Source organism: Streptomyces speibonae, from assembly GCF_984686075.1.
This window is the reverse complement of sequence record NZ_OZ480260.1, coordinates 4833286-4846805: the sequence shown is the minus strand read 5'-3', so window position 1 is coordinate 4846805 and position 13520 is coordinate 4833286. Positions and strand designations below refer to the sequence as shown.

The following is a 13520-nucleotide window of genomic DNA, read 5'->3' as shown; positions in this document are numbered from 1 at the left end:
TGTCGGCGCGCTGCGTCAGACCTCGTAGTCCTGGTCGAAGCGCTCCTCGGACTCGCGCTGACGGCGCTGCTCGTCCATGTCCTCGTCACGCCGGCGGCCGCGGTTCTGCAGCTGCTCCTTGCCCTGCTGGGCACGCTGCTTGGCCTGCTGCTGGAACTGCTCGGACTTCTCCTGGAACTGGTCCTTCATACCCATGTGGGTTCACTCCCGTGTGGGGTGGGGGAACTTGCCCGACCAGATTCACACGGGCGGTCACCCTGCGCATGTCGATCACTTACGCACGGTAGCGCGGTGCTGTTCGTCGGCGTTTCCGCCCGCCCCGACCAGCCCCTTGCGCACCCCGTCGAGCCGGCCGGCGAACCGCCGCATCTCCCGCTGCCCCACCGTGCCGATGACCGCCGGGAGATACCCGCGCACCCCCTGCATGCCGCGCAGCCACCACTGCCCGTACACATGGCTCGACCGCCGCTCGATCCCGGCCACCAGCCGGTCCACGGCGGGCCCCAGCGGATAGGTCTTGTTGGACGGCCACGGCAGCCGCTGCCGCAACTCCCGCATCACGTCGTCCTGGTCGGCCCCGCGCACCATGTCGGTGTCGGTCCACGACAGATAGCCGACGCCCACCTTCACGCCCCGGTACCCGACTTCGGCGCGCAGACTGTGCGCGTACGCCTCCACACCGGACTTGGAGGCGCAGTACGCCGTCATCATCGGCGCGGGGGTGATCGCGGCGAGGGAGGCTATCTGGAGCAGATAGCCCCGGCTCTCGGCGAGCAGCGGCAGGAACGCCCGCGCGGTGACCGCCGATCCGATCAGGTTGACCTCGATCACCCGCCGCCAGGACTCCGGGTCGGAGCCGGCGAACGGACCGCCCGTGGCCACACCGGCGTTGGCGACCACGATGTCCACCCGGCCGAACCGCTCGCGCACCTCGCCCGCGACACGGGCCATCGCCTCGTGGTCGGTGACGTCCGCGTACCAGTGGTCGCTGTCGCTGTGCAGCCGCGCGGAGACGTCCTTGAGCGCGTCCGGCTCCAGCCCGACCAGCGCCACCTTCACGCCGCGCGCGGAGAGCTTGCGGGCGAGCAACTCCCCTACGCCGCGGGCCGCTCCGGTGACGACGGCGACCTTTCCTTCGAGACTGACCCTGCTCATGCGCTCTCCTCGACGGCGGGTTGGGCGGGACGGTCCGCGCCGGGAAGGTGGGCGGCGGCCAGTGTCCGGATCTTCTCGGTGACGAGGCCGGGCGCCTCGACGGGCGTCATGTGGCCGACCCCCGGCAGTTCGGTGAGGCCGAGGCACCGCGGCAGCGCGGCGGCCAGTGTGCGGGCGTGCACGGGCGGGGTGAGCCGGTCCGCCGCGCCCGCGACGACCTCGGTGGGCACGCGCAACTCCCGTGCGGCATGGTCGAGATCGAGCTCGGCGAGGATGTGCGACCAGGCGTGGCGCACCCCGCGCGGGCAGGCGTGCACGATGCGGGCGCAGGCCTCGACCATGTGCGGCGCCGAAGCGGGCCCCATCGTCCCGTACTTGAGGATGCGGCGGGCCATCGGTGTGACCGGTCCGAGCGGCAGCCGGGAGCCGAGGAGGCGGCCGGTCAGCCAGGTGCGCGCCCGCCCCGGCCGCATCGGCACCACCGTCGACTCGGGCACCAGCCGCGACGTGCCGGTGCTGCACAGCAGCGCGGCGGCGGCGTGCTCGCGCAGCGCGGGCCGGGCGGAGGCGGCGATCACGGCCATCGCGCCCATGGAGTGGCCGGCGAGCACGGCCCGCTCCCCGGGGGCGAGGGTGGCGGTGAGCACGGCCTCCAGGTCGTCGGCGAGCGCCCGGGTGCTGCACACCGGGCTCGCGGGTGTGCGTCCGTGGCCGCGCTGGTCGTAGGCGATGACCCGGTGGCCGGCGGCCAGGTCGCGGATCTGCGCCGCCCAGAAGGCGGTCGAGCAGGTCCAGCCGTGGGCGAGCACGACCGCGGGGGCCGCTTCGGGTCCGTGCACCTCGACGTGCAGCCGGGTGCCGTCGGCGCAGACGGCGGTCAGCTCACGGGCGGCGACGGGCGGGGCGTACGGCCCGGAGGTGACGTGGGTGCGGCGGCTCATGCGGTCACCCCGGTGTTCTCCCGGGTGGGCTCCGGCCGGGCGGGGGCGGCGCGCAGAACGGCGTACTCGGCGAGATCCACGCGCCGTGTCTCGCGCCGGAACTCGGCCGTGGTCCCCGGCCAGATGGTGGTGTTGCGCCCGCTCGCGTCGAGGTACCAGCTGGTGCAGCCGCCGGTGTTCCACACCGTGCGCTTCATCCGCTCCTGGATCCGGTGGTTCCAGGCGCGTACGGCGCTGGGGCGGGCGTCGAGGGCGACCCGGCCGCCCAGGACGTCCAGCTGGCGCAGGTAGTCGGCCAGGTAGTTCAGCTGGGACTCGATCATGTAGATCATGGAGGAGTTGGCGAGGCCGGTGTTGGGCCCGACGACCGTCATCCAGTTGGGGAATCCGGCGGCGGACGCGCCGCGCAGCGCCTGCATCCCGCCCGCCCAGGCCTCGGCGAGGGTCCTGCCGTCGGCGCCGACGACCCGTTCGGCGATGGGCATGTCGGTGACGTGGAACCCGGTGCCGAACACGATCGCGTCGACCTCGGCCTCGGTACCGTCGGCCGCGACGACGGTCGACCCGCGCACCTCGCTCAGCGCGCCGACGACGTCGACGTTGGGCCGCGCGAGCGCCGGGTAGTACGTGCTGGACAGCAGGATCCGCTTGCAGCCGATGCGGTAGTCGGGGGTGAGCTTGGCGCGCAGGGCCGGGTCCTTGACCGCGCGGGCCATGCTGCGCTTGGCCAGCTGACCGACGAGGCGGAGCTCGCCCGTGTGCTTGGTGAACGCCTGGATCTCCAGCTCCCGGATGCCCCAGAGCAGTCCGCGGCGGAGCTTGGTGGTGAACGGCAGGGTGCGGTGCAGGGCCCGCTCGGCGGCGCTGATCCGCCGGTCGGCGCGGGGCAGGACCCAGGCGGGCGTGCGCTGGAAGAGGGTGAGCCGGGAGACGAGCGGCTGGATCGAGGGCACGATCTGGATCGCGGACGCGCCGGTGCCGATCATGGCGACCCGCTTGCCGCGCAGGTCGTAGTCGTGGTCCCACTGGGCGGAGTGGAACACCTTGCCGGGGAAGGTGTCGAGCCCGGGGACGTCCGGCAGCCTGGGCTCGGAGAGCGCGCCGGTGGCCGAGACCACCACATCGGCGCTGAGGTTGCCGCTGCTGGTCTCGATGTCCCACCGCAGCCGCTCGGCGTCCCACGCCATCCGCTTCACCTCCGAGTCGAAGCGCAGGTGCGGGCGCAGGCCGAAGACGTCGGTGACGTGCTCCAGGTAGGCGCGGATGTGCTCCTGCCCGGAGAAGGAGCGGGGCCACTCGGGATTGGGCGCGAAGGAGAAGGAGTACAGATGCGAGGGCACATCGCACGCACACCCGGGGTAGCTGTTGTCGCGCCAGGTGCCCCCGACGGTGCCCGCCCGCTCCAGCACGACGAAGTCGGTGATCCCCTCGCGCCTCAGCCGGACGGCGGCCCCGAGACCGCCGAAACCGGACCCGACCACCGCCACCCGTACATGTTCGTGCTCGTGCTCGGCCATCCCGAAGCCTCCACGCGTCGCTCGCAAAGCTGCCAGTGACCACTGGCGCAATGGGGAGCGTAGAGCAGCACCGTACTGATGGGTAGGGGGTGCGCACGGATACTTACCGCCGGTACGCCCTAGGCTTTCCGGTGTGGCGGCAGACAGCGAAGGACCCGGTGAGCGGCGCGAGTACCGCATGGAGGAGCTGGCGAGACTGGCCGGCATCACGGTGCGCACGCTGCGCTTCTACCGCGAACGCAAGCTGATCCCGCCGCCGCGCCGCGAGGGCCGCATCGCCTGGTACGACGACCAGCACCTGGCCCGGCTGCGCACGATCACGGCGCTGCTGGAACGCGGCCACACGCTGAACGGCATAGCCGAGCTCGCCGAGGCCTTCGACCACGGCCGCGACGTCGGCGACCTCCTCGGCATGGACACCCCCACCGAGGAGACACCGGTCCGCCTCACCCCCGAGGAACTCGCCGACCACTTCGCGGGCGAGGTCACCCCGGAGAACCTCGCCGCCGCGCTGGACCTCGGCTACCTCGGCGTCGACGGCGAGGAGATCGTCCACATCAGCCGCCGCCTGCTGGACGTGTCGTCGGCCCTGGTCCGCGAGGGCATCCCGCTGGCGGAGGTACTGCGCACCGGCGCGGAGGTCCGCACGCACGCCGACGCCCTGGCCGACCTCTTCGCCACCCTGATCCTCCGCCACGCCCCGGAGGAGACCCTCCACCGCCTGCGCCCCCTGGCCCGCAGCGTGGTCGACGCGGAACTCTCCCTGGCCCTGGACCGCCGCCAGCGCAAGCAGGACCAGTGACGGGAGGCTGGGCTCACGGGCGGCGCGTCAGCCCGCCGCCCGTTCGTAGACGACGGTCACCGGGGCGTGGTCCGACCATCGCTCGGCGTGGGTGGCGGCACGCTCGACATACGCCTTGACGGCGCGCTCGGCCAGCCCCGGCGTCGCCATCTGATAGTCGATCCTCCACCCCGTGTCGTTGTCGAACGCCCGCCCCCGGTACGACCACCACGAGTACGGCCCGTCGACGTCCGGATGCAGCACCCGCACGACGTCGACGTACCCGCCGTCCGCCGGGTCGAGCACCCGGGACAGCCACTCCCGCTCCTCCGGCAGGAACCCGGAATTCTTCGTGTTCCCGCGCCAGTTTCTCAGATCGGCCTTCTCATGGGCGATGTTCCAGTCCCCGCAGACGACGACCTCGCGCCCCTCCGCGGCCGCCCGCTCACGCAGCCCCTTCAAGTGGGCGAAGAACTCACCCATGAACCGCACCTTCTCGTCCTGCCGCTCGGTCCCGACCTCCCCGGACGGCAGATACAACGAGGCGACCGTCACACCCGGCAGATCGACTTCCACGTACCGCCCGCTGCCGTCGAACTCCGCCGACCCGAATCCGGTCCGCACCCGGTCGGGCTCCCGCCGGCTGTACAGCGACACCCCGGCCCGCCCCTTCGCGGCGGCGGGCGCGTGCACGACATGCCACCCCTCGGGCTCCCGCACCTGCTCCGGCAGCTGCTCCGCCTCCGCCCGCACCTCCTGCAGGCAGATCACATCGGCGGAGGTCCCGGCCAGCCACTGCACGAAACCCTTCTTGGCGGCGGCCCGCAGCCCATTGACGTTGACGGAGGTCACAGTAAGCATCAGGGCACGATACGACACTCCATGTCCGCGCATGTTTTACGGTAATCGGCATGGAAATCCGCCCGGTCCCCTACGACCACCCCGACGCCGTGAAGCTGGACGCCGAGGTCCAGGCCGAGTACCACGTCCGCTACGGCGACGGCGGCGACTCCACCCCCATGCACCCGGCGGACTTCACACCCCCCAACGGCATCTACCTCATCGCGTACGACGAGGCCGGCGTCCCCGTGGCCTCCGGCGGCTGGCGCGTCCAGAACGCCAACGGCGAGGGCAACCGCGACGGCGACGCCGAGCTCAAGCGCATGTACGTGATCGAGCAGATGCGCGGCCGGGGCCTCGCCCGCCGCATCCTGGCCGCCCTGGAGGAGGACGCCCGCGCGGCCGCCCGCACCCGCATGGTCCTGGAAACCGGCACCCAGCAGCCGGAGGCCATAGCCCTCTACACCTCCAGCGGCTACAAACCCTGCGAAAAATTCGGCTACTACCGCCACCACGAGGAAAGCCGCTGCTACGCGAAGACGCTGTAGCGAACCGAGTGGCCCGGGCAAGCCCGCGGTACGACTGCCACTCTGCCGATGGCCCGGATTCCGACGTCCGGATGCCGCCTGAGTACACATACTCAGACGCTCTGGTGGCCCCTGCGCATGAGGCAGACGAAGATCGTCCGCTAACGTCCGTGCTGATCACAACGGCGCGACGACCACGCGCTCACATCAACTCGGCGGCGCACGGCAGGGGGGTCCACGCATGGCGTGGGACGAATGGGCACAGTTGAAGGCCGAAGCGGCCGATCGGCACACCGCGCGGATGCAGCTCAACCAACTGCCCGCTGACCAGGGCGGTGACACGCCCACGGGCGGAGCCAAGACCGGAGCCACCGGCGGCTCAGGGACTCTTAAGCACTCTGGCGGGCCGTGGACCCGGGCGGCAGGCGCAGCGGAAGACCTGAGAATCAGCACCGAGTCGACGAAGAAGCACCTGCAGTCCGGACACACAGGCGTGTCGAAGGGCGCGGAGGGCCTGGCGAGCGTGGAGGTGCTGACGACCGTACTCGCCTCCTGGGAGAAGCGCTTGGAGGCGGTACGCGGGGAGTGCGAGTCGCTGGGGCCCAAGCTGCGCGCCGTCGCCAAGGAGATGGGCGAGCGCGAGGGGGCCATCGTCGCCGCAGTGCGTGCCGTGAACGTGCCTGCGGAAGGCCGTGAAGAGTGCCCTCCTCGTTGACCTGGCAGCAGCTGCGAGATCTCACGTTGCCGGAGCTGGACGACGCCGCGGACGGCTGGGCGAAGGTGTCACACCACGCGGACGCCGCGGGCGAGCGTGTGGACGCCGAGATGTCCGGACGTCTGGCGAAGACTCAGGAGAGCGAGTCGGCGAAGGCAGCCGTCCGACGCCTGAAACGGCTGAGCAGTAACTACCACTACATCCATGCGGAATGCCGCCTGATCCGCGCCTCCGTGAGCGGCCTCTCGTCTGAGATCGCCGTTCCTCGGCGGCGGCTGAAGGATGCGTTGGAGGATGCCACCGCCCTGTCGTACACGGTGTACGCGGACGGAAGCATCGGGTATCCCTCCGGCGGCAAGAACGAGCTGACCGGCACTGAGATCCCAGGTGGAACAGCCGTGGGCAACAACGGCATGCTCACCTCGGACAACCGAGGGCTGCACCCACCAAATGGCAAAGGACTGTACACACCTGAGGCGCCAGGCCTGATCAACCCAAATCCGCATCACGCCAAGGCACAGGACATCGCCGACCGCATCGCCCACGCCCTACGCGAGGCGCGTGAGATCGACGAGCGGTACAGAGCGGCGCTCAGCGAACTCAAGGCCGCCCCGGGCCTCCGTGTCGACGAGAAGACCTGGGCCGACGCCGCCGCCGACACCAAAGCGGTCGGCGCCGCTGCGGACCACCTGGAAGCCGGCATCCCCCGCGACAAGTCCCCCGCCGATCGCAAGGCCTGGTGGGACCAACTCACGCAGGAGCAACGAGACCAGTACCTGGCCGTATACCCGGACGTGATCGGCAACCTGGACGGCATTCCGGCCATCGTCCGGGACGAGGTCAATCGGGACAACATTCAGCTCCTGATCGGAAAGCTCTCCGGGCAGGAGGACGAGAAGTCCCAGACCATACTGGACGGGTTGAAGGACATTCGCGGCAAGTTGGAAGCTCCGACCGTACCGCCCATGTACCTGCTGGGCATCGGAGACGAAGGCAACGGTCGCGCCATCGTTTCTTATGGGAATCCGGACACGGCACGTAACGTCTCAGCCTATGTACCGGGCCTTGGCACCAGGCTGGACAAGGAGTTCGCCGACGGTACGCTCAAGCGGGCCCAGGACACTGCCCTCGGCGCCGCCGAAGCAGATCCTCACACATCAACCGCGTCAATCGTCTGGCTCGGTTACGACGCACCCCAACTCTCCGCCCAGGACCTGGCCGCCAACACCGACGTCATGTTCAGAGAAAACGCCGAGGCAGGAGCTCCTGCCTACAACAGTTTCATGGCTGGAATCTCCGCAACGAACGAAAACGCCGACCCTCACATCACGGCAATCGGACACTCATACGGCTCCCTCACCGTAGGCTTGGCTGCTCAGGAAAAGGGCGGAGTTCCCGGAGCGGACGACATCATCCTCGTCGGAAGTCCCGGCACCGGCGCGAAGACCGCTGACGAGTTGAATGTCGGTGAAGGTCACGTGTACGTCGGTGCAGCGGACAACGACATCGTGACCAAACTCCCCAATCACCAGGAAGCCAGTGGCATGGGGGCCGGAGTCGCCGGCGGCGGGTCGGCAGGGCTCGTTCTGGGGTTGGGCATCGCCGGCCCTCCAGGAGGGCTCGTCGGCGGTGTGGCAGGTTCCGTCGTCGGCGGCATTGCTGGTTACACGGCCCAGGACCAGCAGACCGACCCCAGCCAGATCTGGTTCGGCACCGACCCCGCGAGCAAGGCGTTCGGCGCCACGCGCTTCATGGTGGACGATGGTCCCACCCTGGTTGAGGGTGGGACTGACGCGCACTCACAGTATTTCACTCCGACCAAGGACCAGATGTCAGCCGACAACATTGCCAGAATCGTGGCCGGGAGGGCCGACGAAATCGTTTTGGAGCAGCCACGATGAGGGCCATCGCCGTTGCAGTCGCCACCGTGGCGATACTTTTTGCGGTCGGCTGCGGCGCTTCAGGTGATTCATCCTCCGGGGATGGGACAGACATGAACATGCAGGAAGCCGCCGAACAAGCCGACAAGATCCTTGACGGCACCTTCGCGGCCATCAAGCCAGCCATCCACTGGACCCATGGTGAATCCACCGAGGGCAACTGTGACGTATCACGACGCCGAGCGGTAATGACCATAATTTCCCCGGAACGCCGAGGCAGTTTTCTGGGTGTGGTGGAACGGTATTGGAAGTCGCAAGGATATCGGCAGCTCGGAGTAAACCGCAGCAGCAAAAGTCCCGCCACGTATTTCAAGACGCCCGATGACTTCAATGTACGGTTGCTCTTCGGCGCAAATGGCCAGGCCTTTTTCGAGGTAGCCACGCCTTGCGTGACCAAATCCTCCGTGTCGCCGCCCACCACGGACACCGTCGGCCCCGATTACACGGGAACTCCCATCCCGGACCCCAACGTCCGCTCCGAATTCTGGTCGGCAGCCACATCCGTTCCCTCGTCCCCCGCGACGTAACGGCCCGCGCCGACAGAAGGCCGCTACGACACCGTGGCGGCCCGGCGGGCACCCGCGCCCCGCGCACAACCCGTCCGTCCTGCCCACTCGGCGGGACGGGAAGGGCGGTGTGCGGGAGGGGGTGCTGGTGTCGGTCAGGGGCATTCCTTCGGGACGGGAGCGGTCTCGAGGCCGACTGATCGGGGCGCTGCCTCGGGCTCCCCGCCGGGCGTCGTGTCAACGTGGTCGTCGCCTTCACCGTCGGACTGAGACAGGCGTCGTCCGCGAGATTCCGCGATGCGCAGTGCGTCGGCGAGGCACTCGGCCAGGCGGATGGCGCCGTACCGCACCTGGACGTGCGGTGACATCGGGTTCTCCAGCACGCGCCGGGCGCGCTCGAGTACGTCCATACCGTCGGCGAGTTGCCGTGCCTCCGTCTCGTCGGCCATCCGAGAGACGTATCCGTCACTGCCGTTGGCGAGAAGGCAGGGCTTCCCGTCCGGCGAGGACCAGGGCAGAAGCCTGAGCGAGGCATATGGATGCGTCATGCCGCCGCCCTTTCCGCGCCGCCGACGACGCTCTCGTCCAGGCCGGTTCCGAAGCCGGCGGCCGGTACGACGTAGGGGCGCACGAGCCGGGAGTCGACTCCGTCGAGGGGGATGTGCGAGCAGTACGGGGACCGGTGAGCCGGGAGGCCGACCAGCTCGGCGGGACGGACGGTGATGTGCGCGGGAGGGGTCTGACCCGCGCGGTGGACTCCGGTACCGGGACCGAGGAGGAAGCCGAGCCACCGGATGGCACGGCGGATAGGGTCGTGCATGTTGACGCTCCAGTTCAGCGTTGACCGTGCCCCGGGAGGTCTGGCCACCTCGCCGGGGTCTTGTCGTCCTCGACCATAGCGACAACCGCGTCCCCCTGCACCCCTCTTCGTCCTACCGCGTTCCAACGCGTCCGATAGCGTCCTACCTCTACGCACTGCTGTGCGATCCGGGATCGTAGAGGGATGACTGAGCTGCCCCGCTACGAGTATGTGAAGCTCGCGGACTCCATCACCGCTGACATCGCCTCCGGCAAGATCCCCCAGGGAGCGGCGCTGCCGGGTGAGCGTGCCATGACGGAGGTGTACGGGGTGAGCATCGGCACCGTACGGCGCGCCATCGTCGAGTTGCGAAGGCGAGGCCTCGTCGCAACACTGCCCGCGAAGGGCACCTACGTCATCGCAACGCCCGAGGAGGGCTCCGCCGGGACACCCGACGGCGGGTGACGGTACTCCCACAACATGAAGAAGCCCCCGCCGATTTCTCGGCGGGGGCTCAGCTGCGGTGGACCTGAGGGGATTTGAACCCCTGGCCCCCTCGATGCGAACGAGGTGCGCTACCGGACTGCGCCACAGGCCCTTGCAACGAGTGAAACTTTAGCATCCCGATCCGGGTGCCCGGAAATCCGTTGCCGGTGGGATCCGGGGGTCACTCGTTGGCGGCCTTGGGGCGGTCGCCGTCCTCGTACTGGTCGAAGAGCGGTGTGCGGCCGCGCTCGCGGGAGCGGCGGGCGGAGGCCGCGCGGCGGGCGTCGGTGCGCTCGTCGGCGGGGGCGGGGTCCGGGTCCGCTTCCTCGGCCTGGGCGGTCTCCTCCGCCGGCACCGCGCTGGAGCGGGCCGAGCTCCAGGTGTCCGGGGCGCCGAGGTCCACGTCGCTGGTGGCGCGCGGGGCGACCGGGGCCGTGACGTACGTGGGGAGCGGGACCGGGACGGGATCCCAGCTGTCGCCGCCCTGGCCGGGGCGGCGCTGCCGCTCGCGCTGCTGGTCGACCCACTCCGCGTGGTCGGTCTGCTCGACGAGCGCGCGCCGGTCCGCGGCGAGCGCGGTCAGGCCCGGGTCGACGACGGCTCCGGCTTCCGGACCCTCCGGTTCGTCGGGGTCGGCGTCGTCGACGGACGGGCGGCGACGCGGCTGGCGCTCGCGCTCGCGCAGCCGCTGCGCGGCGACCTCGGCCTGGCGGCGGTCCATCTGGTAGGCGAAGCGGCGGCGCTCCTGGGAGCGGAGATAGGCGATGTACGCGCTCAGCAGCAGGGCCGGCACACCGGGTGCCCAGAGGAAGGCCAGTCCACCCACCGCCGCGACGACCGCGCCGAGCGTGAAGGCGACGAAGAGCATCGTCGTGGTGCGCCGGCGGCGGGCCAGCACCTTCGAGCGCCGGGCGCGCGCGGCCGCGGCCTGCGCCGCGCGTGCCTCCGAGGGGCGTCGGGCGGCCGGGACGCGTCCCCGCGCGGGGGCGGGTTCCGACGTACGCCGTTCCGCGCGTTCGCGCGGGGGCCGGGCGGGCGCCGGGGCCGGCTGCTCCTCGGGGGCGGAGGGAAGGGGCGCCCGGGTGTGGCGACGGGTCTGGGACACGGCGAAGGCCCGGACGTCCACCGAGTCGGTGATCGCATCCGGGTCGTGGACGCCCTGCTCCCCCTCCTCGGAGGAGCGCGCCCGCAGGTCCTTGGCGTACCGGCGCTCCATGCCCGCCCGTCCGGACAGCAATCGGATGGCGGTGCTGAAGCGTTCCGTCGGACGGGCCTCGTTCAGCTCGTCCTGCCTACGGAGCCACATCGGCACCAAGTAGGCGGCCCAGGCCCCGACGATGACTGCGTAGATGAGGCCGCTGCTGCTCACGCCTCACACGGTAGAGGGGTTTGGCGCGGCCCATCCGCCAATTGGGCCGGTGTGTCGCACGATCTGGCTGATATTTCGAACATTTTTTGTGACGGCCACGTTCAAGAGGCCTCCCGAAACGGAATTCCCGGCTCGAAGACGGTCAGTCCGCCGCCAAATTCGAACATTTATTCAATTTCCGGGGCCATGCGCGATTCCTCGGCCGTGCCGCTCGTGTCCCGGCAGCTCGTGTCCCGGCAGCTCGGAGCCGGAGCGCTGCTGAGAGCGTGCCCGGTGCCACCGGGCGAGCAAACCGTCGGCGACTTCTTCCGCCGTGAGCGCGAAGACGAGATGGTCCCGCCAGGCGCCGTCGATGTGCAGATATCGGGGCCGCAGCCCTTCCTCACGGAATCCGAGTTTCTCCACGACCCTGCGGCTCGGCATGTTCTCGGGGCGAATGCAGACCTCGATACGGTGCAGTCCGACGGTGCGGAAACAGTGGTCCACGGCCATCGCCACGGCCGTCGGCACCACTCCGCGTCCGGCCACGGCCTCGTCGACCCAGTAGCCGACGTGACCCGAGCACATCGAGCCCCAGGTGATCCCGGCCACCGTCAACTGGCCGACGAGGCGCCCCTGGTACTCGATGACGAAGGGCAGCATCCGGCCCGCGTTCGCCTCGGAGCGCAGGTGGCGGACCATCTGCCGGTAGGTGGGGCGATGGGTGATCGGACCGCTGGGCGTGGGCGGCGGGATGGTCGCCTCCCAGGGCCGCAGCCAGTCGCGGTTGCGGCGGTTGACCTCGCGCCAGGCCTTCTGGTCGCGCAGCCTTATCGGCCGGAGGACGATGTCGCCGTCCACCAGTTCCACCGGCCAGTGTGGGCTGTTCAGCTCGCACCCCCGCCGGCGTCCGGCCTCGGGTGGTCCCCGCCGCGCAGCTGGTCCACGGCGTGCTTCAGCAGCGGCTCCAGCACGGCGAGCCCGTCCTTCACCCCGCCGGAGGACCCGGGCAGGTTGACGATCAGGGTCCCGCCCGCGACTCCGGCGAGGCCCCGGGAGAGGGCGGCCGTGGGCACCTTCTCCCGGCCGTACGCCCGGATGGCCTCCGCGATGCCGGGGACCTCGCGGTCGATCACCCGGCGGGTCGCCTCCGGGGTGCGGTCGGTGGGCGAGATGCCGGTGCCTCCGGTGGTGACGACGACGTCGTACCCGGCGTCGGCACCCGCGCGGAGGGCCGCCTCCACGGGGTCGCCGTCGGGGACCACCTGGGGGCCGTCGACGGCGAACCCCAAGCGCTTGAGGCCGTCCGCGATCAGCGGACCGCCTTTGTCCTCGTAGACCCCGGCGGCGGCCCGGTTGGATGCCGTGACCACCAGCGCCCGGTAGCTCATGACCGGCTCCAGTCGCCCGACTTGCCGCCCGTCTTCTCCTCCACCCGCACGTCCGTGATGACCGCCTCCTTGTCGACCGCCTTGACCATGTCGATCACGGTGAGCGCGGCCACGGACACCGCGGTGAGCGCCTCCATCTCGACACCCGTGCGGTCCGTCGTCCGTACGGTCGCCGCGATCTCCACGGCGTCGTCCGCGACCGACAGGTCCAGTGTCACACCGGACAGCGCCAGCGGATGGCACAGCGGGATCAGATCGGGGGTGCGTTTGGCGCCCATGATGCCCGCGATGCGCGCGGTGGCCAGCGCGTCGCCCTTGGGGACGCCCTCGCCGCGCAGCAGCTCGATCACGCGCGGGGAGACGAGGACGCGGCCGGTCGCCCGCGCGGTGCGCGCGGTGACGTCCTTGGCGGACACATCGACCATGCGGGCGGCGCCCGCCTCGTCGATGTGGGTCAGCCGGTGCTGCTCGGAGGATCCGGGGGTCGCCCCCCGGGAAGGCTCGGTCATGATCGTGTGGCGCTCCCGGTCCTGGTCCCGCGCGGTGCGGCGCACGGGCCTGCTGTGCGCGACAC

17 protein-coding genes and 1 tRNA gene are annotated in these 13520 nt (G+C 70.4%); 6 read left to right on the top strand and 12 right to left on the bottom strand.

Annotated features, from left to right (window positions below; all coding sequences use genetic code 11):
- Positions 1–15: 15 nt before the first annotated feature.
- From AC5L3C_RS22040 to AC5L3C_RS22025, 4 genes are all read right to left on the bottom strand, one after another.
- The gene (locus AC5L3C_RS22040) at positions 16–195 is read right to left on the bottom strand and encodes a hypothetical protein (RefSeq protein ID WP_149548789.1); all 180 of its coding nucleotides are present in this window, start codon (positions 193–195) and stop codon (positions 16–18) included.
- A gap of 75 nt (positions 196–270) precedes the next feature.
- Positions 271–1155, bottom strand: coding sequence for an SDR family oxidoreductase (locus AC5L3C_RS22035; RefSeq protein ID WP_493650471.1), 885 nt, complete (start codon positions 1153–1155; stop codon positions 271–273).
- A complete protein-coding gene (locus AC5L3C_RS22030; protein WP_493650470.1) occupies positions 1152–2096 on the bottom strand; it encodes an alpha/beta fold hydrolase in 945 nt (314 codons plus the stop codon). Before AC5L3C_RS22030 ends, AC5L3C_RS22035 begins: the two co-directional genes overlap by 4 nt.
- Complete coding sequence (locus AC5L3C_RS22025) at positions 2093–3613, bottom strand: flavin-containing monooxygenase (RefSeq protein WP_493650469.1); 1521 nt, start codon at positions 3611–3613, stop codon at positions 2093–2095. Before AC5L3C_RS22025 ends, AC5L3C_RS22030 begins: the two co-directional genes overlap by 4 nt.
- A gap of 178 nt (positions 3614–3791) precedes the next feature.
- On the opposite strand from AC5L3C_RS22025, the gene AC5L3C_RS22020 reads away from it, so the two are divergent.
- Positions 3792–4415 carry a MerR family transcriptional regulator gene (locus AC5L3C_RS22020; protein ID WP_493653974.1) on the top strand — a complete coding sequence of 208 codons (624 nt, stop codon included), beginning with the start codon at positions 3792–3794 and terminating at the stop codon, positions 4413–4415.
- A gap of 27 nt (positions 4416–4442) precedes the next feature.
- On the opposite strand, the gene AC5L3C_RS22015 is transcribed toward AC5L3C_RS22020, so the two are convergent.
- Positions 4443–5255 carry an exodeoxyribonuclease III gene (locus AC5L3C_RS22015; protein ID WP_493650468.1) on the bottom strand — a complete coding sequence of 271 codons (813 nt, stop codon included), beginning with the start codon at positions 5253–5255 and terminating at the stop codon, positions 4443–4445.
- Between the two features lie 50 nt (positions 5256–5305).
- On the opposite strand from AC5L3C_RS22015, the gene AC5L3C_RS22010 reads away from it, so the two are divergent.
- The 4 genes from AC5L3C_RS22010 to AC5L3C_RS21995 all read left to right on the top strand — a co-directional run bounded on the left by AC5L3C_RS22010 (position 5306) and on the right by AC5L3C_RS21995 (position 8943).
- Entirely contained in the window at positions 5306–5782 is a 477-nt protein-coding gene (locus tag AC5L3C_RS22010) for a GNAT family N-acetyltransferase (RefSeq protein ID WP_493650467.1), read from the top strand.
- Positions 5783–6002: 220 nt separating this feature from the next.
- Complete coding sequence (locus AC5L3C_RS22005; protein WP_493650466.1) at positions 6003–6476, top strand: amino acid ABC transporter permease; 474 nt, start codon at positions 6003–6005, stop codon at positions 6474–6476.
- Positions 6461–8377, top strand: coding sequence for an alpha/beta hydrolase (locus AC5L3C_RS22000; RefSeq protein WP_493650465.1), 1917 nt, complete (start codon positions 6461–6463; stop codon positions 8375–8377). Before AC5L3C_RS22005 ends, AC5L3C_RS22000 begins: the two co-directional genes overlap by 16 nt.
- Positions 8374–8943: a hypothetical protein gene (locus AC5L3C_RS21995; protein ID WP_493650464.1), complete on the top strand. Its 570-nt coding sequence runs from the start codon at positions 8374–8376 to the stop codon at positions 8941–8943. The genes AC5L3C_RS22000 and AC5L3C_RS21995 overlap by 4 nt, the downstream gene beginning before the upstream one ends.
- Before the next feature lie 134 nt (positions 8944–9077).
- On the opposite strand, the gene AC5L3C_RS21990 is transcribed toward AC5L3C_RS21995, so the two are convergent.
- Both AC5L3C_RS21990 and AC5L3C_RS21985 read right to left on the bottom strand, forming a co-directional pair.
- A complete protein-coding gene (locus tag AC5L3C_RS21990) occupies positions 9078–9470 on the bottom strand; it encodes a hypothetical protein (RefSeq protein ID WP_493650463.1) in 393 nt (130 codons plus the stop codon).
- Complete coding sequence (locus AC5L3C_RS21985; protein WP_493650462.1) at positions 9467–9742, bottom strand: hypothetical protein; 276 nt, start codon at positions 9740–9742, stop codon at positions 9467–9469. The genes AC5L3C_RS21990 and AC5L3C_RS21985 overlap by 4 nt, the downstream gene beginning before the upstream one ends.
- A gap of 183 nt (positions 9743–9925) precedes the next feature.
- Between AC5L3C_RS21985 and AC5L3C_RS21980 the strand changes: the two genes are divergently transcribed.
- The gene (locus tag AC5L3C_RS21980; protein WP_493650461.1) at positions 9926–10186 is read left to right on the top strand and encodes a winged helix-turn-helix domain-containing protein; all 261 of its coding nucleotides are present in this window, start codon (positions 9926–9928) and stop codon (positions 10184–10186) included.
- 59 nt (positions 10187–10245) lie between these two features.
- Here the strand turns inward: AC5L3C_RS21980 and AC5L3C_RS21975 are convergent.
- From AC5L3C_RS21975 to moaC, 5 genes are all read right to left on the bottom strand, one after another.
- Positions 10246–10319: transfer RNA gene (locus AC5L3C_RS21975), tRNA-Ala, on the bottom strand.
- 69 nt (positions 10320–10388) lie between these two features.
- Complete coding sequence (gene sepX, locus AC5L3C_RS21970; RefSeq protein WP_493650460.1) at positions 10389–11576, bottom strand: divisome protein SepX/GlpR; 1188 nt, start codon at positions 11574–11576, stop codon at positions 10389–10391.
- Between the two features lie 171 nt (positions 11577–11747).
- Entirely contained in the window at positions 11748–12416 is a 669-nt protein-coding gene (locus tag AC5L3C_RS21965) for a GNAT family N-acetyltransferase (protein ID WP_493653972.1), read from the bottom strand.
- A 26-nt stretch (positions 12417–12442) separates the two neighbouring features.
- Positions 12443–12946 (bottom strand): MogA/MoaB family molybdenum cofactor biosynthesis protein, encoded by a 504-nt coding sequence (locus AC5L3C_RS21960; protein WP_493650459.1) that lies wholly within the window; start codon positions 12944–12946, stop codon positions 12443–12445.
- A complete protein-coding gene (moaC, locus tag AC5L3C_RS21955) occupies positions 12943–13455 on the bottom strand; it encodes a cyclic pyranopterin monophosphate synthase MoaC (RefSeq protein ID WP_493650458.1) in 513 nt (170 codons plus the stop codon). The genes AC5L3C_RS21960 and moaC overlap by 4 nt, the downstream gene beginning before the upstream one ends.
- Positions 13456–13520: the final 65 nt, after the last annotated feature.